Here is a 20,989-nt window from a genome sequence, read left to right as displayed (position 1 = left end):
TCAACGTCCCAAAAATAAAAAATTTTCGGGGCAAACACGATGCCTGCCCCGAAGCAAAAACACGCGGTCAAGAAAATTTATTTCACGACTTTGTACGCCCTGTTACCGACAATCACGAGCAGCGCTCCCCTGTTTTCAACGAGCACTTCGTGCATCGAGGACTGCGTTTTCGATTTCGCAAGCACACGACCACTGAGATCGGAGACCTTGAAGTTGGAACCGACAGGCGCATTCTCGATAAAGATGGAATTTGCATGTGCACGTATCTTTATGTCAGTATTAAAGTTAAGTGCATTTGCGATTGCATCCGGGTCGACAAGCGAAGTGTCCGGACCCGGAGCAGCCTTCTTCGCAGTCACCGCCACCTCGTAGAGCTTGCACGATTCAAACGCGTGGAACGTGGTGTCGTTTTCATAACTTACGCCGTTGTATTCACCCTCTGCAGTCTTTTTCTCGATCTCGGGCTTCTTCTTCCAAATCTTGAAGTTGCCGGTGAGATGGAGCATGGCGAGGTAATGTACCAGGCCGTCGTAGTAACGCTGGCTACCGACGATGGGCTTGGAATCCCAGGCCTTCTGCAACACCTTCTTCACCAAATCCTTGTAGTCCTCTTCTTCAAGCAGGGCGTAGGTAGCAACCGCATTCGCACCCGCCTGGCCGATGGTGAAATCGCCGTATCCGTTGGTGCCGTCCCAGTTGAAATGCCCGTGCCTGTACCCGTCCTTCTCGAAGAAGTCGGTAATCACCTTCGCGATTTTCGTCTGGCGTTCCATATCCACGCCGAACAGGTAGCTGTCCATGCCGTAATTCATGGGGCAACGGATGGCATCAAACGCGTATTTCGTAGAATTGTCGCTAAAGGCGTAGTGCGGAGTCCCGTCGAAGTTGCTGTAGTCGCTACACAGGCCCGACTGCGGGTTTGCGGAATTGTAGATGTGGTCGCGGGTGGCCTTCGTCGCCTTTTTCCACTTGTCGGTGTTGGTATCGGACCAGCGGCTGAACAGGTCCACGAATGCGGGCAAACTGTAAGAGGCATCGCCCCAGGTGTTGTTGCCGTCGCTCGGCTGGAAGGTTGCGATAAAAGACTGTTCGCTGTACAGGGATTGGCCGTTGCCTTTCCAGCAGGCCTTCAAGATGCTCTGTGCGTCCTTCATGTAGTTCGCGTTGTCCCAGCGGTTTGCCGCAAACAAAAGCGCCATCATGAAGTAGATTTCGCCGTCGGGAGCGTTGCCCCAGTCGCGCACGGAACCGTCGCGGTTCGCCTGCCACGCGAAATAGCCGGAACCACCCGTGGCAGGATTGCTCCACATGTGTTTTTTGGCCCAGTTCCAGAGTTTGCCGAACTGTTCCTTGTGGTTGGTCTGCACGGCAATCATCATGCCGTAGCTCATGCCCTCAGAGCGAATATCGTTGTTGTTTATATCGACAATATAGCCGCCGTCGTTATCTTCGTAATACACGGTCTTGTCATTCTGCCCGCCAAAATAATGATTCCAGAGTTCGTCCAACTTATTCTGTATGTCTTCGTCAGTCTTGCCGAGAAACGTCTTGAACGGACTCGTGTAATCGCCCGTGTAGTAGGCGCCCGTAGATTGCGAGCCATCCTTTTCGCAGTCGGGGCCAAAGTATGCTCCGCTATCGTCGAAGAATGTGCCGGTGTATATTGAATTTTCCGCCGCAGTGGCCATGGAAGCGCACAGCAGGGCGACCGATAATACGGACAGGTTTTTCATTTCGTTCTCCCAAGAGTTGATTTAACCTATCCATAACAAACCCGGCTATAATATAGATAAGGGAGCCCAAATTTCACTTATCGCGCAGAAAAAGCCGTTGTTAGGCAAAACAACGCAAAAATACCATTTTTGCACTAAAAACGCAAAAGTGCCTCCAGGGCAGGAATTTCACATAAGCCCCGGAGGCACCGTTGTACGGAGATCTTTAGCCGATTACGAGACCTTCGTTCGTGGCGATATCACCTTCAATGTGGAAAGAATTCAGTACCGGATGTTCGCGGTCCTGTAAAGAAAGGATCAAATAGCTCGCCCTGCTATCGTAGGCAAGGCGCTTGTCTTCTTCCGACGGGCGCGAAGGGGATTCCGGATGGGAATGCCAGTTACCCAGCGGCGAGAGGCCGTTTGCACGCATGTCCTTGATGGCGGCAAGCTGCTCCTTGGGGTCCAGCGAAAAATGCTCGTTCGAATGATCGATATTCGTGAGCAGGTAGACCTTCTCGATATGCTTATCGCTACCTTCGATGCGCCCCGCAATCAGCCCGCAGGCCTCTTCGGGGAGGTTCTTTTCAGCATGCGCGAGGATTTTTTCATATTCAGATTTCGGTAATGTAATCATTTGAAATAATTCCTATGACCATCTATCGTCTTTCGTCTATAGGGCGAAGCCCGTTCTTTCGTCTAATTTAGTGCTTCAAGTCGCAGACCGCCTGCTCGTAGTCGATAAGCTGCGTGATGGTCGGGTGCGTGCCGCACACGGCGCAGTCTTCGGTATGCGTCGGCAGTTTCACCTTGCGGAATTCCATCGTGAGCGCATTATAAGTGAGCAGATAACCCGTGAGCAAATTGCCCACGCCGAGAATGTACTTGACGGCTTCCATCGCCTGCAGGCTACCGATAACGCCGCCCATCGCGCCAATCACGCCCGCCTGCTTGCAGGTCGGCACGGCATCTTTCGGAGGCGGTTCCTTGAACACGCAGCGGTAGCAGGGGCCCTGGCCCGGCACATACGTCATGAGCTGGCCCTGGAAGCGGATGATTCCCGCATGGGAGAAGGGTTTCTTCGCCATCACGCAAGCGTCATTGATGAGGAACTTCGCCGGGAAATTGTCCGTTCCGTCGATGACGAAATCGTAATCCTTGATAAGGTCAAGGATGTTTTCGCTCGTCACGAAGGTGTGGTATGTAATCACCTTCACGTCGGGGTTCATCGCTTCCATCGTCTCTTTCGCGGATTGCACCTTGGGCTTGCCCACATCGGCTGTAGCGTGAATAATCTGGCGCTGCAGATTGGAAAGGTCGACCACGTCGGCATCGGCAATGCCGATGGTGCCCACGCCTGCTGCAGCAAGGTACATCGCCACAGGCGCTCCGAGGCCGCCTGCGCCAATCACGAGCACCTTCGCATTCAAAAGCTTCTTCTGGCCCTTCGCGCCCACCTCTTTCAAGATGATGTGGCGCGAATAGCGCTCCAGCTGTTCGTTAGTAAAAGCCATTAACAGCCACCTCCCATGAAGTAGAGGAACTCGACGCTGTCGCCATCCTTGAGCACAGCCTTGTCAAAAGTTCCACCCTCAACAAACTCCTCGTTCACCGAAACGGTCACGTAAAGCGGGTTGTCAATCTTCTCGGCTTCAATCAGTTCTGCGACGGTGAGGCCGTCCTTGTATTCTTTCTTGTTTCCTGCAACAGTAATAATCATTTTATACTCCTTGGGGTCGCGCCCCGCTAATTAGTCGCCGACCTTCTTCACGATAAGCGTGAAGGTGCCGTCCTGGTTGTCGTCAAGTTTCAAGATTTCGTGCCCCTCTTCCTTGATGCTGCGCGGCACGTTCTGCACCGGTTCGCCGTCGTTCAGGCGGATAGAAAGGATTTGGCCTTCTTCCAGTTCCTCGAGGGCGACTTTTGCCTTCACGAAAGTGGTCGGGCACACGACATCGGTAATGTCGATGGTATCGTCAATTTTTATTTCTGCCATTGTTGTTTCTCCGTACATTGATGTTTTAAATCTGGCCCAAATATAGAACGCGTTTTCGCACGCGTCCAATACATTGTTTTTATGCTGAATTATCAGTTTTTTCTATAGCAAGTTGCCATCCTGTGATTTTTTGATGACGTTAAATTAATTCAGAGCACATTAATCTATCGTCTTTCGTCTATAGCGAGCTTGCGAGCGTTCTCTCGTCTAAATAATGTAGTACCACTCCTCGCTCTGGGTAATTTCTTCTGTCTTGTGCTGCTTATCGGTAGAGACGTAGTCCATTTCGAGGCTCTTCATGCTCACGCGGGTATTGGGCGCAACAGAGCTCGTGATGAAAGCGCTGCCGCCGATAATCGCATTTTCGCCAACAACAGTGTCACCACCGAGAATGGAAGCGTTCGCGTAAATGGTTACGTTGTCTTGAATGGTCGGATGACGTTTTTTTCCGGAGAGGCGCTGGCCCCCGCGCGTCGAGAGCGCACCAAGAGTTACACCCTGATAAATTTTCACGTTATTGCCAATAACCGCAGTTTCACCAATCACGATGCCCGTACCATGATCAATAAAGAAGTACTTGCCGATGGATGCACCCGGATGGATGTCAATTCCCGTCTTGGAATGCGCATACTCTGTCATGAGCCGCGGGAGAACCGGAACGTGCAAAAGGTAAAGTTCATGGGCAATGCGGAAAATTGTTGTCGCCATAAGGCCCGGATACGCAAGGATAATTTCGTCGAGACATCCGGCAGCAGGATCGCCGTCATAAGCAGCATGCAAATCGGTTTCAAGACATTCGCGAATCCAAGGAATCTTCGCGAAAAATTCCTTGCAGATGCGGTAGCTTTCAATCTTGCGCTCGTCCGAAGTCATGGTACCACGGAGCTTGCAATAATCAAGCGCGATGACCACCTGCTTGTGGAGGTGGTAAAAAGTATCTTCGATAATGACCGCGAAGCTATTCTTCGGATTGTAAATTTTGTGCGAGCGGTCCCTGAAATGTCCGGGATAAACCACACGGATCAGGTTCTGCAAAATCGTCTGAATCTCGGCCTGGTCAGGCCGATTGTAGATGTCGATGTTGTCGATATGCTTGCCGCGATTGTAATCGGCAAAAATCGTCTGGACAGCTTTTTCGACTTCTGATTCCTGGATAAGTTCGTGCATGAGTCAAATTTGTTGAAAGAGTATTACGGCGTTCACTTCGACAAGCTCAGTGAACTTGTTTAGGTCCCTGAGCCTGCCGAAGGGCCGTCTTAGTCTAACCTATGCGAACGTCTTCAGCGCCCTCACGAGAGCGTCGATGTCGTCCGGAGAGTTGTACAGCGCAAGCGTCGGGCGAACGGTACTTTCGTAACCGAAATGCCTGAGCACCGGCTGTGCGCAGTGGTGACCTGTACGCACGGCGACACCGTAGGCGTCGAGCCTCTTGCCCACTTCTTCGTCGGAATAACCGTCGAGCTTGAAGGCGAGAGCAGAAGCCTTGTTGAGTGCCGTACCTACAAGGTGCAGACCCTTGACGGTCTTCAGTTCCTTGAGGCCATACTGCAGCAGTTCATGTTCCCAGCGGAACACGCAGGGCATCCCGATTTCGGAGAGGTACTGGAGGGCCGCACCGAGGCCAACAGCGTCGGCGATGCTTCCGGTTCCTGCCTCGAACTTGTTCGGGATTCCGTTGTAGATGGTGCGTTCGAAGGTCACGTCGGCAATCATGTTGCCGCCGCCGTGGTACGGGCGGGCCGCTTCGAGCAATTCCTTTTTGCCGTAAACGACGCCGATACCGGTCGGGGCAAACACTTTGTGCCCGGAGAACACGAAGAAGTCTGCATCGAGGGCGGAAACATTCACCGGAATGTGCGCGATGGACTGTGCGCCGTCAATGAGGATTCTCACGCCGTGCCTGTGGGCAATGGCAATGAGCTCTTCGATCGGGGTGACCGTACCGAGCACGTTTGAGACATGCGTCACGGAAACGAACTTGGTGCGCTTGGTGAACAGAGCCTCGTAATCGTGCAATTTGAGCTGGCCGGTAGAATCGCAGGGAATCACCTTGATAATCGCGCCCGTTTCTTCGGCGACGAGTTGCCACGGCACGATGTTCGCGTGGTGTTCCAGGATGGAGACGATGATTTCGTCGCCCGGCTGGAGCGTCGGTTTCACGTAAGCGTTTGCAACCAAGTTAATGGCTTCGGTGGTACCGCGCACGAACACGATTTCCTGCGAAGACGGGGCCCCGATAAAGTCACGCACGATGTTGCGGGCATTTTCATAGGCATCCGTCGATGCAGCCGCCAGCGTATGGGCACCACGGTGCACGTTGGAGTTCTCGTTTTCGTAGTAGTACTTGAGGCGGTCAATCACTACTTGCGGGCGCTGTGTCGTTGCACCGTTATCGAGCCAAACGAGAGGATGCCCGTTTACCTGCTTCGAAAGAATCGGGAAGTCGCTACGGATTTGCGCAAGGTTCTTGGAACCGATGCGGATGGATTCGTTGCGGGAATTGGAGCCGCTGTTAGCGTTGCCGGCCTTGTTCACGGAATCACCACCGAGGGACGTCGGAGCGTCAATCGGGCGAGCATTTTCTGCCGCCTGGGTCTTGGAAAGAACCTTCGGAGAATACCCCGTCGCAGGCGTAGGCGCTGCCGGAACATCGCCGAACTGCGACAAAAATTCCGCTTCGGGAACCGCAGGGGCTTCCACGGAGTTGAGCCAGGTATCGGTGGAATTGCCGCCGTAGGCAAACGGAGCCGAGGACGTCGGCTGGTCGCCATAGGTCGCAAACGGATGTCCCCAGTCGAATGCGGGAGTCTGGTTGATGGCAGCTGCCCCTTGGGCGGCGCTCACTCCCTGAGCCGCCGAAGCGTTCTGCACTTCAGGTGCCGCGGGAGTTGCAGCATAAGCACTGTCCGTCAGGTCGGGAAAGTACTCATTTGCCAACTGCTCCAGTTCAGCCGCATTGGGAACTCCGGCGAGCTCTTCCAGCGATCTGGTATCTGGATTATTCGTAATCATAGTATTCGCCAACCTCTACGTCTTCGAGAACTGCAATGGCGTCGTCGGCAAGGATAGCCGCAGAGCAGTACAGGGAAAGCAGATAAGAAGCAACACCCTTGTTGTCGATGCCGCGGAAACGCACGGAGAGACCGCGAGAGTGTTCATTCTTGAGACCGGCCTGGAAGAGGCCAATCACGCCGCGCTTGGCTTCGCCAGTGCGCACGAGCAAGATATTGGTCTTGCCGCCCTGGGACTTCGGGTTCTTCACGCCGTCCACGAGAAGCTTGTCGGTGGGGACCAGAGGAATGCCGCGCCAGGTAAGGAACTTGCCACCGGCGATGTCCACGACAACGGGCGGCACGCCACGGCGGGTGCATTCGCGTTCGAATGCGGCAATGGCACGCGGGTGAGCGAGGAAGAAGGACGGTTCCTTCCAGACCTTCGAAATGAGTTCGTCGAGATCGTCCGGAGTCGGGCGGCCGTCGGCGCGGAGCGGCTGGATGCGCTGGGAATCAGCCACGTTCTTCAGCAGGCCGTAATCATCGTTGTTGATGAGCAGGCTTTCCTGACGTTCGCGGAGCGATTCGATAGCGAGACCGAGCTGTTCCTGAACCTGGTCATACGGAGAGCTGTAAACGTCTTCGATAGCCGTGTTCACGTTGATAATCGTGGAGATGGAATTGAGCTTGTATTCGCGCGGTTCGGTTTCGTATTCGACGTAACCTTCCGGGATAATATCCGTCTTCTTGGTCTGGCTGCAAAGAACATCGAGCGGGGTTTCGCCTTCAACGACCTTGTTCACGCGGAACAGGCCCGTTTCGAGACCCTTGAATTCAAGGAACTTGGTGAGCCACTTGGGGGTCAGTGCACCAAATTGCGGCTTGGTCTTGGTGACGTTCGCCAGGTTGTAGGCAGCCTTTGCGCCAAGCGCATTGATGCCGGTTTTCTTTTCTGTAGCTTCATTTGCCATAGTGGTTTACCTCTTGGGTTTGAGTTAAGTGTTGCAGTTCTATAAAGTTTTATTTCCTATCTATTTTGTAGGATTTTACGAGAAAAAATTTTACAGCCATGCGCCTTCGTGCGAGAACATGATGTCCTTCATGGCATCGACGCCGCCTTTAAGGTTGTAGAGCGGCCCCGTGTAGCCCGCCTCGCGCAAGGTGTTGATGGCGAGAATGCTGCGTTTGCCCTGCTTGCAGATGAAAACCGTATCCTTGTTCGGGTCCAGTTCTTTTTGCCTGCGGGCAAGCTGCCCGATGGGAATCACAATGGCGTTCGGGAAGCGCAAAATCGCGCGTTCATGGGGTTCGCGCACATCGATAATGGTCAGCGGGTCGCCATTGTCAATCTTCTTCGCAAGTTCTTCGGGAGTAAAGCCCTCCACCGGAATTTCGTTTCCGGTCTTGAGCCCGCAAAGTTCATCGTAATCGATTTCTTCCACATCGGTGATGGTCGGGTTGTTCCCGCAAATGGGACTGTTCCTGTTGCGTTCCACCTTCAAAATTCGCGAGGTTAGGTACAGGCTATCAATATGCAGGAGTTTTCCGTTCAGGTGCTCGCCGATACCCAAGATCAGTTTGAGCGCCTCATTGGCCTGGATGCTCCCGACAATGCCCGGAAGCGGACTGATCGCACCACCTTCGGAACAGGAGGGAATGAGCCCAGACGGAGGGGGCGACGGGAATTGGCAACGGTAGCACGGGCCGCCATCCAGATTGAAAATACCAACCTGGCCTTCGAACTGGTAAATCGCGCCGAACACGACGGGAATGCCATGCAGCGCACAAGCATCGTTAATGAGGTAGCGCGCCTTGTAGTTGTCGGAGCAGTCAACCACCAAATCGTAACCGTCAATCTGTTCCAGGATATTCGAAGAATCGAGCTGCACCTTTTCGGCGATAAGTTCGATATTCTTGTTGATATTCTTTACTTTGTCCTTAACGGAAGCGACTTTCGGGCGCTTGATATCGCGGGAACCGTGAAGTACCTGGCTCTGCAGGTTTTCGAGCGAGACCTCATTGAAATCAATGACCTTGATGGTCCCGACACCCGCCGCGGCAAGGTACTGGATTACAGGCGAACCGAGCGCGCCCGCACCCGCGACAACGACCTTGGCCGCCTTGATGCGTTTCTGGCCCTTCACGCCGATTTCCTTAAGCATTAGGTGCTTGCCGAAGCGTTCCACCTCACTGTCATCGAAGGCGACTTCCTTGCGCCTCTCGTCCGAAATGAGACTTTCGACCGCAGCGCTCTGCGATTCTTCAACAGGCGCTCCGCCGGCGATTGCCGGCAACAGCAAGATTTCCGTATCTTCGGGCAGGGGCGTTTCCCAGAGGGTTTCCACCGTCAGGTTCTTGCCGTTGACATAAATCTGGATAAAATTCCGTAATTTTCCACCATCATCGTAAAGGACGTTCTTGGCATCCGGATACATATCCAAAAGGATGGCGAGAGCCTTCCTGACTGTACTCGCGGGAATTTCTATCCGCGCATTTCTACCAAAAAAATTTCTAAGGGTAGCCGAGATGTATATTTTCACTTTTTCCTCCGTACAAAAAAAAGTGGCTTTTTGAACAAAATAACCAACAGGATTATTTTCAACGCGAAATATAGAACCGGATTTTGCCTACGTCCAATACATAATTTTTATGCAGTCCTATCACTTTTTTTTATAACGCCTATAACGGCAAGGGCCTGTCAGCATTTGATATCATTTTTGTAACTTCTGATATCGGCAATACCCTCTCTTGTCACGGAAATTATCACGTAAACAAGCCCAGGGACCATATTTTCGACATCTTCCCTGGACGGGATCGCCTCATAATCGGGGTGCGAATGGTAGAAACCGACGATTTCAAGCCCGCTTCCCTCGATTTCCCGCTCCACCTGGTAAAGAAAGAGAGGGTCCGCCTCAAAATGCGTCCCTCTCCCCTCTCCCTGAATCCGGTTAGGCAAAGCACGTATTTCCGTCACCTCGAACTTGCCATCCGGGGCGTTTTTCCCGAGCAAAATCCCGCAACATTCGTGCGGATAACTTTGCTGAGCTTCTTCTGCAATACGTTGCCGCCAACTCATTTCTTAAAGCTAGACACTCGCTTCCAGGATTTTCTTCGCGAACACATCGCGGCCGATGCGGTCGATAGTGTACTTGAAGCGTTCGCCGGGGTTCGCGTTCTCAGCAAAGAACGTGATGGCGGCATCGCAGATGTCGAGCAGTTTTTGCTTATCTTCGATGAAGGGGATAATCGTTTCGCCCTTGTTGATGTTGTTGCCAAAAAGCCCGCCGAAAGACACGATGTAGCCGTGGGTATCTTCCCAGGCGTCCGTCGGGCAAGACTTGTAGCAGCGACCGCAGAAGTTGCACTGCGATTCGTCGAAGATGACCTTCTTGTTTTCGACCTTGATGGCGTCCTTGCGGCAAGTCTTTGCGCAGAGCCCGCAACCGATGCACTTGTCCTCGATCCACTTGACCTTGATGGCACCCTTGATGCCCACGTCGTTTTCTTCGGCCTTGAGGCAGTTGTTCTGGCAACCGGTCACGCCGAACTTGAACTTGTGCGGGAGTTCACGGGCAAAATAGCGGTCATCGAGTTCCTTGGCAAGCGCGTAGGTATCAATACAGCCACTCGGGCAAACGGCTTCACCCTGGCACGCCGTAATGGTACGCACGCGCGGTCCGCAAACACCCGGTTCTACACCACCTTCGGCCAAAGCAGCCTTCACGTCTTCCACGTTTTCCAGCTTGATGAACGGGATTTCGACGCTCTGCCTGGAGGTCAAATGGGCGTAGCCTTCGCCATACTTGTCGGCGACTTCCGCGATTTTAGCGAGCTGGGTAGCAGTCAAATTTCCGCCCACGACGCGCACGCGCAGCGAGAAGTTATTCTTCTGCTTCTGGCGCATCCAACCGCCCTTTTTAAGAGTTGCATAATCCGTTGCCATATTTCTGTGTCTCCGTTATTGTCATGCCCGCGAAGGCGGGCATCTCCGTTTAAATTTTCTTTATAGCTTGTTCGAAATCTTCCTTCAGATCCTCGATATTCTCGATACCGATGCTCACGCGGATAGTCCCTTCGAAAATTCCCGCATGTTCCTTCTGTTCCTTGGAACTGTGCGTAAAGATGGTGCTTTCCGGGTGTATCACCAACGTGCGGATATCCCCGATATTGGTGGCGATGGTGGCGTACTTTAGGCCATTAATCAGCTTGAACGCCCTTTCCTTCGTGCCTGCATCAATCGTGAGGATTGCGCCTCCCCTGCCACCAAGTTGCTTCTGCACCAGGTCGTAATAGGGGCTGCTTTTCAGGGCCGGATAGTTGACAGAAACGTCATCAAAACCCTGCAAAAATTCCGAGAGTTGCAGCGCATTGCTGCACAGGCGATCCATGCGCAGGCCGAGAGTTTCGAGCCCGAGCGAATTGAGGAAAGATGTCTGGGGAGCAACGCAGCAACCCACATTGCGCCAGATTCCGTTGCGCAGTTTCGCAATGTAGGCGAACTTGCCGAAACGCTTGTATTCCTCGAGGCCCTTGTAGCGGGCGTAATCCCAGGGGAAATTTCCGCTATCGACAATGAGGCCGCTTATCGCAGAACCGCTGCCGTTAATGTACTTCGAAGACGAATGCACCACGATATCCGCGCCGAAATCGAAGGGATGCACAAGGTACGGCGTAGCCGTCGTGCTATCGACGATAAACGGGACGCCGCCCTCGTGGGCAGCATCCGCGACGGCCTTCAGGTCAACGACATTCAGTTTCGGGTTTCCGATAAGTTCGGTAAATACCGCCTTTGTCTTTTCGTTCAGCTGTTCGCGGACACTTTCGGCGGTCACTTCGGTAACGAACCGCGTCGTGATGCCGAACGCCTCCAGGTCGTGGAACAGGTCGATTGTACCGCCAAAAAGCCCGGCGCTCGCAATCACCTCGTCGCCCGCGTGCAAAATATTCAAAAGCGAGATAGTCACCGCCGCCATGCCCGAAGAGCACGCCACCGCGCCGATTCCCTTCTCGAGCGATGCAATGCGGCGTTCAAAAGAATCGTTCGTGGGGTTCGCGATGCGCGTATACGCAAAACCCGGAGCCTTGTTGTTGAACACGGCTTCGAGTTTTTCGGCGGAATCCTGGGAAAAGGCGCTCACCTGGTAAATCGGCGCAAGCGTAGAACCGCTACATCGGTCACTACCAAAATTCTGGTGCAATAAAGCAGTATTGAATTCCATTCAGCATGTCTACGTACAATTTTTATCCGCAGCCAAATATAGAACGGTATTTCAACCCCGTCCAATACTTAATTTTTATGCGGAATTATCAGTTTTTTCTATAACGAAGCCGCATCCGTTCGTTAAATCACCACCACCGGCTCACGCAGCGACTTGTTTTCGAGCAAGGTCGCCGTATCGCCCTGCGTCACGAACATGCGATAGATGAACACGTCCACCTTCTCGCCCACCTCGATTCTCGGCTGATCGAAGGAGCGCCGCGCCGTAAGCAAGACTCCGTTCACGCGGACGCGCAGTTCGATACCGTAACCGCGGAAATCCACTTCTTCCACGACGCCTTCTTCTGCAGAATTCTTGTACTTCTGCACTTCGGTTTTCTTGGTGACCTTCACAAATTCCGGCCGCACAATCGCGTTTTCTGCATTTTCGAGGATGTCGAAGCGGCGGAAATGGCTGTAGTCCTTAAAAATGCTGGGTTGGCCAAAGAACGATGCCGTAAAGGCGGTTTTCGGGTTGCTGTAGACCTCGTACGGCGTACCCACCTGCTCGATGCGGCCCCGGTTAGTGATGATGATTTCGTCGGCCACCTCGATGGCTTCGTCCTGGTCGTGGGTCACAAAAATGCTGGTGACACCGAGCTTCTGGATCATTCCCTTGAGCCAACTGCGCAGTTCCTGACGCACCTTCGCGTCAATTGCGGCAAAAGGTTCGTCAAGCAAAAGGAGCTGCGGGTTGGGAGCAAGCGCACGGGCAAAGGCAACACGCTGGCGCTGTCCGCCCGAAAGTTCGCTCGGGTAACGTTTCTCGAGCCCAGAAAGGCCCACCAGTTCCAAGAGTTCGTGGACACGTTCCTTGATTTCATTCGCTGGCTTTTTCGCAATCTTCAAACCGAAGGCCACGTTATCAAAGACCGTCATGTAACGGAACAGGGCGTAACTCTGGAACACGAAACCGATACCGCGCTTGCTCGCGGGCACATCGTTGATGACCTTCCCGTCGATGATGATTTCACCGCTGTCCGGGTTCTCGAGCCCCGCAATCATGCGGAGAATCGTCGTCTTGCCGCTACCGCTCGGGCCCAGAAGGCCAATGAGTTTCCCCTTCTCGATGCCGACAGTCACATCGTCCGAGGCCTTGAAATTTCCGAAATGCTTGTTGATATGTTTGAGTTCGACGTACATAAAATCTCCCTTCAAGGCTATTTCTTTCTTCCCTTATGTTCAATGACGCTTCTTGCAACCAGAATGAGAATGGCAAGCATCACCAGTATCGACGCCACCGCAAACGCAGGCACGTACTGAAACTCGTTAAAAAGGATTTCCACATGGAGCGGGAGCGTGTTCGTCTTTCCGCGCAGGTGGCCCGAAATCACCGATACCGCACCGAATTCGCCCATGGCGCGCGCCGCGCAGAGCACCACGCCATAAAGAAATGCCCACTTGATATGCGGGAAGGTGATTCGCCTGAAAATCGTGAAGCCCTTCGCACCCATGAGCGCCGCCGCCTCTTCCTCGTCGGTTCCCTGCGATTCCAGCACCGGAATCAGCTCGCGCGAAATAAACGGAAATGTGACAAATATCGTCGCAAGCACGATTCCCGGCACCGCAAAGACAATCTTGATATCGGCATCCTGCAACAGTGGGAAAATCGGGCTCTGACGGCCAAACGTGAGCAAGAAAATGAGACCCGCAATAATCGGCGAAACCGTCACCGGCAAGTCAATGAGCGTCGCGAGAATCTTTTTTCCCTTGAATTTGAACTTCGTAAGGCTCCAGGCAGCACACAAGCCAAAGACCGTGTTTATGGCGACTGCAAAAAACGAAGCCTCTAGCGTAAGGAGTATCGCCTTGATGGTGTAATCGTCGGCAACCGCCTTGCTGTACACCGCAAAGCCCTGCTTGAACGCTTCGGTAATCACCGTAATCAGCGGAAGAATAAGCATCAGGAATACGAAAAGAAGGCTTATGCCAATCAGCGAATACCTGACCAGCTTAGAACCCTTCGTATCCCGATGAAGTCCACCCTGTATAGCAGTACTCATTAGCAACCTCCCTTGAGAATCTTGGCGTTTCTGTTCTGCACCACGTTAACTAGGAACAAAGTAACGAACGACGCCACCAGCATCACGAGGGCAATCGTCGTCGCGCTGGAATAGTCGTATTCCTGAAGTTCCGACATGATGATGAGCGGTGCGATTTCGGTTTCAAAGGGCATGTTACCCGCGATAAACACGACGCTACCGTATTCGCCGAGGCAGCGCCCGAAAGCGAGCCCGAAACCCGTAAAGATGGCGGGAATCAGTTCCGGCAATATTACCTTCCAGAAAATCCGCGTGCGACTTGCGCCCAGCACACCCGCGGCCTCTTCGTAGGCGGGGTCCAGTTTTTCAAGCACCGGCTGCACCGCGCGCACTACGAACGGAATGCCGATAAACACGAGTGCCACCGTAATGCCGATGCGCGTGAAAGCAATCTTGATGCCGAAATTCGCGAAAAAGCCGCCTATAAGGCCCGTATCCGCAGTGAGCGCCGTAAGCGCGATGCCCGCCACCGCCGTAGGGAGCGCAAACGGGAGCTCAATCGTTCCGTCCACGATGCGCTTGAGCGGGAACGTGTAACGCACCAGCACCCAGGCGAGAATCACGCCCATCACCGCGTTGATAAGCGATGCGATAAAGGCCGTCAGGAAACTCACCTTGAAACTGGACAGCACGCGCGGACGGGTAATGACATCGATAATCTCGCTTGCGCTCATCTGGGCCGAAAACACGACCAGCGAAGCAAGCGGAATCAGCACCACCACGCTCAAAATCGCCAGGGTCACCCCTGTTGTAAGGCCGAAGCCCGGTATGACAACACTCTTTCTTTTCATAAGCGTCGCCAAATATAGAACGGGATTTCACGCGTGTCCAATACTTAATAATTATGCTGAATTATCAATTTTTTCTATAACAAACAGGGTGCAATAGGCGCCCCAAATTATTTATATTACCGACAAAAATCGGAGAATTCAAATGAGCCTGACCGTCGAACGCGCAAAAGAAATCAGCAAGGGCCACGTGACCGAAGAATCGCTGGTCATCCATTCCCTCAACGTATGCTATGCCATGGGCGCGATGGCCAAGCACTTCGGCGAGGACGTTGAGCACTGGCAAGCCGTGGGCTACCTGCACGATTACGACTACCAGGAATTCCCCGAAGAACACCTGCAGCACACCGAAAAGGAACTGCTCGCGCAGGGCGTCTCCGAAGAAGACGTGCGTGCCATTTTGGCACACGGTTTTGAAATCGTGAACCAGGTGGAACCTAAGACCAACATGGAAAAGAGCCTGTTCACCGTGGACGAACTCACCGGAATCATCCAGGCATGCGCGAGAATGCGCCCCAACGGCATTCTGGACCTCGAAGTGAAAAGCTTCATTAAGAAGTTCAAGGACAAGAAATTCGCCGCCAAGTGCAACCGCGACTACATCCTGAAAGGCTGCGCCCTGCTCGGCATGGACGTGAAAGACGTCGCCGCCATCTGCATCGAGGGCATGCGTGAACACGCCGCCGAAATCGGATTGGCGGGGAACGCCTAAATCGTTTGGAAGTTGTCAACTCCTAGGGGGTTGATTCAATCGCGTGAATCTCGGATTCCGTGAGCCCCGTAAATTCCACGATTTCTTCGACAGGCTTGTTCTTGGCGAGCATCTTTGCCGCTATTTCGCGAGCCCTCTTGAGTTCTCCTTCGGCTTGACCGAGCTCACGCCCTTCGGAAAGACCGAGCTCACGCCCTTCGGAAAGACCCTGCTCACGACCTTCAGAAAGACCTTGTTCACGACCTTCGGAAAGACCTTGTTCACGGCCTTCGGCTTGACCGAGCTCACGCCCTTCGGCGAGTCCTTCTTCGTGTTCAGCACGCAAGTCCGTCATGTTCTTTACCTCGGCGTTAAAAAGTTCTTCTGCAAAGTTAATCAATTTCACAGAATTAATCAAGTGCTGAAAAGTTTCATTCTGCAAAATCTTCTCGGGAGCAGGTTCCTCCTTGATAATCGCCTTGAGGGCACGCAGCCACTGTGCCGCCTCGGAATTGTCGTCATGGGTAGTCCCAGCGTTTTCAAGCTCGAAAAACTTGTCGATTTCAACGAAAACCTTCTGAATTTTCGGGAAGAACTTCTTGCCATGGCACATTTCGTCCACGTGATGGATGTATTCGGCGGGTTCTTCCGGGAACATTTCGAAATCAAGGAGGCCCAAAAAATAGATGCGCGGCAGTTCGTATTTTTCGTTCACATGGACCTGGTTCTCAATGACGCGGGAAAGGTAATACTGCACGCGATCCCTGAAAAACTTGTCCTTTTTCTGCTGGACCTCAACCAGGACCTTTTCGCCTGCGTTGGTCGTGCCGATGATGTCGAGAATGCAGTCCTTCTTGCTGAAAATGCCGGGATACTCCTGCATTTCGAGCGTGATGGACTTGATGGCGTCGCCGTCGTGCAGGTCGAGCATCGCGTTCACCAGCGAAATGAGCAGCGTGTGATCTTTTTCCTCGGCGAAAACAATCTTGAAAACACCGTCACTCAGGAGGTAGGCGTACTTGTAAATCTGCTGGTACTTGAGCAGGTTCTTCTTGTCGATTTTCATGGCCTCGAGCATAGCCAAATGTTGAGTGCGATTCATAGAATCTCCTGTTTAATTTATTGAAGTTTGCAAACAGGAGCATGAGTGTAGAAACGCAGAACACCGGTTCACAAACCTGTTGATGACAGATTGGGAATCCCACAAAACGTGGGGGTGCTCTACGTTGATCGCCAGGGGCCGGCCTCCCCATAGGGTTCCTGTCCTCGAATCGCAGGCATGTCGCGCCAGCAAAGGGAGAACGGCGTCAAGCAGAGAGTTGAACTACCCGCCCGGAATTTATCGCTGTCAGCGGGATTGACTGCTATATGGGTAAATATACAAAAAAATCCCCGCTCCGGAGAGCAGGGATTTTCGCTATGACAATTTGGTTCTAGATTCTATCGCCTCTTCGAGGCTCCAGAATGACAACCTGGCTTACTTCTTTTCGTAAATCTGGTCGAAGACGCCGCCGTTGGAGAAGTGCGTTCCCTGCGCCTTGTCCCAACCGCCGAAGTGCTCGATAGAAATCAAGTTCACGTTCTGGTCGAATTCCTTGTACTGGTCGAGAATGGCCTTGTTGGAGGGGCGGTAATGGTTCTTCGCGGCAATGTGCTGGCCGTCGTCGCTGTAGAGGTAGTTTAGGTACTCGGTGGCAAGTTCGCGGGTACCGCGCTTGTCGACCACTTTGTCCACGATGGCAACGGAAGGTTCAGCCAGAATGTTGATGCTCGGGATTACGATTTCGTAGTCGTTCGGGTAGTCCTTGAGAGCGAGGAAGGCTTCGTTTTCCCATGCGAGAAGCACGTCGCCCTGGCCGTTTTCGATAAAGGTCGTGGTAGAGCCGCGTGCACCGGAAGCGAGCACGAGCACGTTCTGGAACAGTTTCTTGATGAAGTCCTTGACCTTGGCCTCGTCATTGTTGTACTGCTTTTCGGCCCAGGCCCAGGCGGCGAGGTAGTTCCAGCGTGCGCCACCGGAAGTTTTCGGGTTCGGCGTGATGATGCCAATGCCCGGCTTCACGAGATCGCCCCAGTCCTTCAGGTTCTTCGGGTTGCCCTTGCGGACCAGGAACACGATGGTGGATGTGTACGGGGAGCTGTTCAGCGGGAATTCCTTGACCCAGCCGTTTTCGATGAGGCCCGCGTCGCGCACTGCGTTCACGTCGAATTCGAGTGCGAGCGTCACCACGTCGGCTTCGAGACCGTTGGCCACTTCCAGGGCCTGCTTGCCGGAACCACCGTGAGACTGCGTGATTTCCACTTCGCCACCGGTCTTTTCTTTCCAGTGCTTCTTGAAGACTTCGTTGTAGTTGGCGTAGAGTTCGCGGGTCGGGTCGTAAGACACGTTGGTGAGCGTCTGCTTTTCGACCTTCTTGACGGAAGTTTCGCTCTTCTGTTCGTCAGAAGAAGAACATGCGCTAAAACCGATAGTTCCCGCAATCAGGAGACTTGCCGCAATGGCGGACTTGACAAAATTCTGATTCATTCTTGTACCTCGCTTGTTTATTGTTTTTTGTTTGTTGTTTTTTTGTGCGCCGAAATATAGAACCCGTTTTTGCCGTTGTCCAATACTTAATTCTTATGCGGTATTATCGGATTTTTTTATAAGTGCCGAACGCAAAATAGCCTTTTGCTATCGGCAGGTATAAGAAAATAGTATAACGCCAGATATTGTGCCGCAAAAAACCGATTTGTATTTTATAGTATCACCCCAAAATTCAAGAGGTCAATATGTATTCTACCCACTATATGGATTTGCTTATGCAAAATTCCCCGTGGAACCTGATTTACTTTATGGCAATCCCGGTAGTGCTTGCCGAAACGGTCGCCATTACGGAACTGCTCTTGCCTTTTGCGGATAAACGAAGTAACCTAATAAAAAAGATAAACCGTGTCTGCGGAATTTTGGGCGGAATCGCCTTTGCTATCATCGCCATTTACTTTGTTCCAAATATCGTCGTACCGCTTGCATCTAACGGTGAATTCCGCACCTGGGTCGATGCCGTTGCCATCGGTTCATACGTGATTGCCGCCATCCCCATGATTTTGCTTGCTTTGCTCAACGTGCGCGCATTGTGGCGAAAGGCTAGCGAAGCGCAACGTTCACTTGTCCGCATTCTGCTGTTGGCGGCGTTCCTCGTATTCTCTCATATCGCCATGATTTTCGGTATGGTAGATCCGGGCATTACCGGTTATTCCCCCGACAAGGCGACCTCTGCGGTATCAGCCCCTGCGGTAGAGATGGACCACCATCATCATCACCACCATCACTAAACACTTTTTTATGTATGATTTCGATACCGTCATAGACCGTCGAAATGACGATTCTATAAAATGGAAAGTCGCCGAAAACGAGCTCCCCATGTGGGTGGCGGATATGGATTTCCGGACTGCGCCCGAAATTCTGGAGGCTCTCCGAAATCGCTTGGAACTTGGCATCTTTGGTTATACGGACATTCCCGATTCGTGGTATAACGCCTACATTGACTGGTGGGAAAGACGGCACGGCCTTAAAATGGAACAGAAAAACCTGTTTTTCTCTACGGGAGTCGTCTATTCTATCTCGGCTATTCTCAAGCATCTAGCGACCGCAAACGAAAAGGTCGTGGTGCAGTCGCCTGTTTACAACAACTTCTATAATTGCATAGAAGACGCTGGGCTTCGCGTGGCGGAAAATCGCCTTTTGTACAGGGGCGGAACCTACTCCATTGATTTTGCGGACTTAGAAGAAAAGTTCTCTGACCCGCAAACAAGCCTGATGATTCTTTGCAATCCCCATAATCCGATTAGTAAAATCTGGAACTCTGAGGACCTGGCAAGAATTGGTGAACTTGCAAAAAAATATAGCGTGACCGTTATCGCGGATGAAATTCATTGCGACATCACGAGACCGGGAACACGCTATATGCCTTTTGCCGCCGTGTCGGAGGCATGCCGCGAGGTGAGCATAACCTGCATCGCCCCGACAAAGACTTTCAACTTGGCCGGGCTCCATACATCGGCAGTGTATGTGCTGAATCCCGCTTTGCGGAGAAAGGTTCGACATGCGCTGCACGCAGACAAGTTTAGCGCACCAAATTCTTTTGCGACAGTGGCTACCGTCGCCGCTTTTGAGCAAAGCGAAAAATGGCTCGATAGCCTGCGTGAGTACGTTTTTGAAAACCGGAAACTCGTCGAAGCCTTTTTAGCGGAAGAACTTCCGGAAATTTCTGCCGTGAAGGGCGACGCCACCTATCTCGTGTGGCTTGATATTTCATCATTGAAAGATACGGGAAGGAATGTTGCCGCCTATTTAAGGCGAAAAACAGGCCTGTTCCTTATCGGAGGCGACGCCTATGGTTCTGGCGGAGAACATTTTTTGAGAATGAACATCGCCTGCCCCAGAAGCATTTGCCTTGACGGGTTGAATCGCCTTAAGCAGGGCGTGAAATCCTTAGAAACTGAAAAATTAGGATAGATCATGTCTTTGAATCGACAAACCGCTCTTGAAATTCTGAACGCAAATGCAGATTCGCTGTCGAACCTTATTGAACAGGCGTACCAACTGCGCACGAAATACAAGGGAAACCGCGTCAGCATCCAGTTGCTGACCAATGTCCGCAGCGGAAACTGCACGCAGAACTGCGCCTATTGCGCCCAGTCGCGCGATTCCGAAGCACCGATTGAAAAGTATCGTTATGTAGAAGACAAAAAGCTGTATGGCGACAACGATCTCGTTGACGAAATGCATTTGGCGAGGCACTGCATCGGGCTCAGCGGCATCCGCTTTGCCGACGACGATATCGAAAAACTTGCCGAGCGCATCCGCAAGATGAAAAAGAACGACACGCAAATCTGTTGTTCCATCGGGTTCCTGACCGAAAAGCAGGCATTGATTCTTAAAGAGGCCGGCCTCAACCGCATCAATCACAACCTGAACAGCAGCCGTCGTTTTTACCCGAGCATTTGCACGACGCACACCTATCAGGAGCGAATCAACAACCTGAAAATGCTGAAGGGCCTCGGTTTCGAAATTTGTTCCGGTGGCATCATCGGAATGGGCGAAACGCCCGAAGATGTGGTGGACATGCTTTTTGAACTGCTGGAAATCAATCCCGATTCGGTGCCCATCAATTTCTTGCTGCCAGTAGAAGGCACGCGTCTTGCGAAGCGCGACATTTCGGCGCTGACGCCCGAATACTGCATCAAGGTGCTTTGCCTTGCGCGCCTGATGCTCCCGAAATCGGACATCCGCTGCGCCGCTGGCCGCGAGGTATATTTCAAGGGCCACGAAAAGACGCTCTTCAAGGTGGCCGATTCCATATTCGCGTCGGGTTACCTCACCGAAGGCGGCCAGAGTCTCGAAGAAACCTTCCGCACCATCGAGGCTGCCGGCTTCTCCTGGCAAGTGGAAAGCGAAGCCTCTCATTAAAAGAACGCCCTTGGCGTTTAATAACGTCGAGGACGTGTTTTGCGAGTCGAGATGCAAA

At 52.6% G+C, this 20,989-nt stretch carries 21 protein-coding genes; 4 read left to right on the top strand and 17 right to left on the bottom strand.

The window, feature by feature from the left end; all coding sequences use genetic code 11:
- Nucleotides 1-77: 77 nt before the first annotated feature.
- From CRO08_RS04190 to cysT, 15 genes are all read right to left on the bottom strand, one after another.
- A complete protein-coding gene (locus CRO08_RS04190) occupies nt 78-1,733 on the bottom strand; it encodes a glycosyl hydrolase family 8 (protein WP_097035173.1) in 1,656 nt (551 codons plus the stop codon).
- A gap of 205 nt (nt 1,734-1,938) precedes the next feature.
- On the bottom strand, nt 1,939-2,349 hold the full coding sequence (locus tag CRO08_RS04185) for a M67 family metallopeptidase (protein ID WP_097035172.1): 411 nt from the start codon (nt 2,347-2,349) through the stop codon (nt 1,939-1,941).
- A gap of 67 nt (nt 2,350-2,416) precedes the next feature.
- Nucleotides 2,417-3,226: a thiazole biosynthesis adenylyltransferase ThiF gene (thiF, locus tag CRO08_RS04180; protein ID WP_097035171.1), complete on the bottom strand. Its 810-nt coding sequence runs from the start codon at nt 3,224-3,226 to the stop codon at nt 2,417-2,419.
- Entirely contained in the window at nt 3,226-3,432 is a 207-nt protein-coding gene (gene thiS, locus CRO08_RS04175; protein WP_072810170.1) for a sulfur carrier protein ThiS, read from the bottom strand. The genes thiF and thiS overlap by 1 nt, the downstream gene beginning before the upstream one ends.
- A gap of 30 nt (nt 3,433-3,462) precedes the next feature.
- Entirely contained in the window at nt 3,463-3,708 is a 246-nt protein-coding gene (locus CRO08_RS04170; RefSeq protein ID WP_097035719.1) for a sulfurtransferase TusA family protein, read from the bottom strand.
- Between the two features lie 207 nt (nt 3,709-3,915).
- Nucleotides 3,916-4,875 (bottom strand): serine O-acetyltransferase, encoded by a 960-nt coding sequence (locus CRO08_RS04165; protein ID WP_097035170.1) that lies wholly within the window; start codon nt 4,873-4,875, stop codon nt 3,916-3,918.
- A 99-nt stretch (nt 4,876-4,974) separates the two neighbouring features.
- Nucleotides 4,975-6,720 carry a cysteine desulfurase gene (locus CRO08_RS04160; protein ID WP_097035169.1) on the bottom strand — a complete coding sequence of 582 codons (1,746 nt, stop codon included), beginning with the start codon at nt 6,718-6,720 and terminating at the stop codon, nt 4,975-4,977.
- Nucleotides 6,707-7,672 (bottom strand): family 2A encapsulin nanocompartment shell protein, encoded by a 966-nt coding sequence (locus tag CRO08_RS04155; RefSeq protein ID WP_073115771.1) that lies wholly within the window; start codon nt 7,670-7,672, stop codon nt 6,707-6,709. Before CRO08_RS04155 ends, CRO08_RS04160 begins: the two co-directional genes overlap by 14 nt.
- Nucleotides 7,673-7,762: 90 nt before the next feature.
- Nucleotides 7,763-9,241: a ThiF family adenylyltransferase gene (locus CRO08_RS04150; RefSeq protein WP_097035168.1), complete on the bottom strand. Its 1,479-nt coding sequence runs from the start codon at nt 9,239-9,241 to the stop codon at nt 7,763-7,765.
- A gap of 158 nt (nt 9,242-9,399) precedes the next feature.
- Nucleotides 9,400-9,777, bottom strand: a complete 378-nt coding sequence (locus tag CRO08_RS04145) for a Mov34/MPN/PAD-1 family protein (protein WP_097035167.1) — start codon at nt 9,775-9,777, stop codon at nt 9,400-9,402.
- A gap of 9 nt (nt 9,778-9,786) precedes the next feature.
- On the bottom strand, nt 9,787-10,644 hold the full coding sequence (locus CRO08_RS04140) for a 4Fe-4S binding protein (protein WP_097035166.1): 858 nt from the start codon (nt 10,642-10,644) through the stop codon (nt 9,787-9,789).
- A gap of 49 nt (nt 10,645-10,693) precedes the next feature.
- Nucleotides 10,694-11,920: an O-acetylhomoserine aminocarboxypropyltransferase/cysteine synthase family protein gene (locus tag CRO08_RS04135; protein WP_097035165.1), complete on the bottom strand. Its 1,227-nt coding sequence runs from the start codon at nt 11,918-11,920 to the stop codon at nt 10,694-10,696.
- Between the two features lie 122 nt (nt 11,921-12,042).
- A complete protein-coding gene (locus CRO08_RS04130; RefSeq protein WP_097035164.1) occupies nt 12,043-13,101 on the bottom strand; it encodes an ABC transporter ATP-binding protein in 1,059 nt (352 codons plus the stop codon).
- Between the two features lie 17 nt (nt 13,102-13,118).
- Nucleotides 13,119-13,961: a sulfate ABC transporter permease subunit CysW gene (cysW, locus tag CRO08_RS04125; RefSeq protein ID WP_097035163.1), complete on the bottom strand. Its 843-nt coding sequence runs from the start codon at nt 13,959-13,961 to the stop codon at nt 13,119-13,121.
- Nucleotides 13,961-14,791 carry a sulfate ABC transporter permease subunit CysT gene (cysT, locus tag CRO08_RS04120; protein WP_097035162.1) on the bottom strand — a complete coding sequence of 277 codons (831 nt, stop codon included), beginning with the start codon at nt 14,789-14,791 and terminating at the stop codon, nt 13,961-13,963. The genes cysW and cysT overlap by 1 nt, the downstream gene beginning before the upstream one ends.
- A 142-nt stretch (nt 14,792-14,933) precedes the next feature.
- Between cysT and CRO08_RS04115 the strand changes: the two genes are divergently transcribed.
- Nucleotides 14,934-15,500 (top strand): HD domain-containing protein, encoded by a 567-nt coding sequence (locus CRO08_RS04115; RefSeq protein ID WP_097035161.1) that lies wholly within the window; start codon nt 14,934-14,936, stop codon nt 15,498-15,500.
- A 22-nt stretch (nt 15,501-15,522) separates the two neighbouring features.
- Here CRO08_RS04115 and CRO08_RS04110 read toward each other — a convergent pair whose 3' ends face one another.
- Entirely contained in the window at nt 15,523-16,581 is a 1,059-nt protein-coding gene (locus tag CRO08_RS04110) for an Rpn family recombination-promoting nuclease/putative transposase (RefSeq protein ID WP_097035160.1), read from the bottom strand.
- 375 nt (nt 16,582-16,956) lie between these two features.
- Nucleotides 16,957-18,006, bottom strand: coding sequence for a sulfate ABC transporter substrate-binding protein (locus CRO08_RS04105; protein WP_097035159.1), 1,050 nt, complete (start codon nt 18,004-18,006; stop codon nt 16,957-16,959).
- Between the two features lie 245 nt (nt 18,007-18,251).
- On the opposite strand from CRO08_RS04105, the gene CRO08_RS04100 reads away from it, so the two are divergent.
- Genes CRO08_RS04100 through bioB form a run of 3 tightly spaced genes read left to right on the top strand, consistent with a single transcriptional unit; the run spans nt 18,252 to nt 20,931 of the window.
- The gene (locus CRO08_RS04100) at nt 18,252-18,794 is read left to right on the top strand and encodes a DUF6803 family protein (RefSeq protein ID WP_097035158.1); all 543 of its coding nucleotides are present in this window, start codon (nt 18,252-18,254) and stop codon (nt 18,792-18,794) included.
- Nucleotides 18,795-18,804: 10 nt separating this feature from the next.
- A complete protein-coding gene (locus CRO08_RS04095) occupies nt 18,805-19,977 on the top strand; it encodes a MalY/PatB family protein (protein ID WP_097035157.1) in 1,173 nt (390 codons plus the stop codon).
- 3 nt (nt 19,978-19,980) lie between these two features.
- Entirely contained in the window at nt 19,981-20,931 is a 951-nt protein-coding gene (bioB, locus tag CRO08_RS04090; RefSeq protein ID WP_097035156.1) for a biotin synthase BioB, read from the top strand.
- Nucleotides 20,932-20,989 lie beyond the last annotated feature (58 nt).

This window comes from Fibrobacter sp. UWT3 (genome assembly GCF_900230125.1).
Classification (GTDB): domain Bacteria; phylum Fibrobacterota; class Fibrobacteria; order Fibrobacterales; family Fibrobacteraceae; genus Fibrobacter.
This window is presented reverse-complemented; position numbering and strand designations above follow the sequence as displayed.

Excerpts from the sequence above, each read along its gene's own strand:
- CRO08_RS04190 (WP_097035173.1), bottom strand. The coding sequence starts at position 1,733 with ATGAAAAACCTGTCCGTATTATCGGTCGCCCTGCTGTGCGCTTCCATG.
- CRO08_RS04185 (WP_097035172.1), bottom strand. The coding sequence starts at position 2,349 with ATGATTACATTACCGAAATCTGAATATGAAAAAATCCTCGCGCATGCT.
- thiF (WP_097035171.1), bottom strand. The coding sequence starts at position 3,226 with ATGGCTTTTACTAACGAACAGCTGGAGCGCTATTCGCGCCACATCATC.
- thiS (WP_072810170.1), bottom strand. The coding sequence starts at position 3,432 with ATGATTATTACTGTTGCAGGAAACAAGAAAGAATACAAGGACGGCCTC.
- CRO08_RS04170 (WP_097035719.1), bottom strand. The coding sequence starts at position 3,708 with ATGGCAGAAATAAAAATTGACGATACCATCGACATTACCGATGTCGTG.
- CRO08_RS04165 (WP_097035170.1), bottom strand. The coding sequence starts at position 4,875 with ATGCACGAACTTATCCAGGAATCAGAAGTCGAAAAAGCTGTCCAGACG.
- CRO08_RS04160 (WP_097035169.1), bottom strand. The coding sequence starts at position 6,720 with ATGATTACGAATAATCCAGATACCAGATCGCTGGAAGAGCTCGCCGGA.
- CRO08_RS04155 (WP_073115771.1), bottom strand. The coding sequence starts at position 7,672 with ATGGCAAATGAAGCTACAGAAAAGAAAACCGGCATCAATGCGCTTGGC.
- CRO08_RS04145 (WP_097035167.1), bottom strand. The coding sequence starts at position 9,777 with ATGAGTTGGCGGCAACGTATTGCAGAAGAAGCTCAGCAAAGTTATCCG.
- CRO08_RS04140 (WP_097035166.1), bottom strand. The coding sequence starts at position 10,644 with ATGGCAACGGATTATGCAACTCTTAAAAAGGGCGGTTGGATGCGCCAG.
- CRO08_RS04135 (WP_097035165.1), bottom strand. The coding sequence starts at position 11,920 with ATGGAATTCAATACTGCTTTATTGCACCAGAATTTTGGTAGTGACCGA.
- CRO08_RS04130 (WP_097035164.1), bottom strand. The coding sequence starts at position 13,101 with ATGTACGTCGAACTCAAACATATCAACAAGCATTTCGGAAATTTCAAG.
- cysW (WP_097035163.1), bottom strand. The coding sequence starts at position 13,961 with ATGAGTACTGCTATACAGGGTGGACTTCATCGGGATACGAAGGGTTCT.
- cysT (WP_097035162.1), bottom strand. The coding sequence starts at position 14,791 with ATGAAAAGAAAGAGTGTTGTCATACCGGGCTTCGGCCTTACAACAGGG.
- CRO08_RS04115 (WP_097035161.1), top strand. The coding sequence starts at position 14,934 with ATGAGCCTGACCGTCGAACGCGCAAAAGAAATCAGCAAGGGCCACGTG.
- CRO08_RS04110 (WP_097035160.1), bottom strand. The coding sequence starts at position 16,581 with ATGAATCGCACTCAACATTTGGCTATGCTCGAGGCCATGAAAATCGAC.
- CRO08_RS04105 (WP_097035159.1), bottom strand. The coding sequence starts at position 18,006 with ATGAATCAGAATTTTGTCAAGTCCGCCATTGCGGCAAGTCTCCTGATT.
- CRO08_RS04100 (WP_097035158.1), top strand. The coding sequence starts at position 18,252 with ATGTATTCTACCCACTATATGGATTTGCTTATGCAAAATTCCCCGTGG.
- CRO08_RS04095 (WP_097035157.1), top strand. The coding sequence starts at position 18,805 with ATGTATGATTTCGATACCGTCATAGACCGTCGAAATGACGATTCTATA.
- bioB (WP_097035156.1), top strand. The coding sequence starts at position 19,981 with ATGTCTTTGAATCGACAAACCGCTCTTGAAATTCTGAACGCAAATGCA.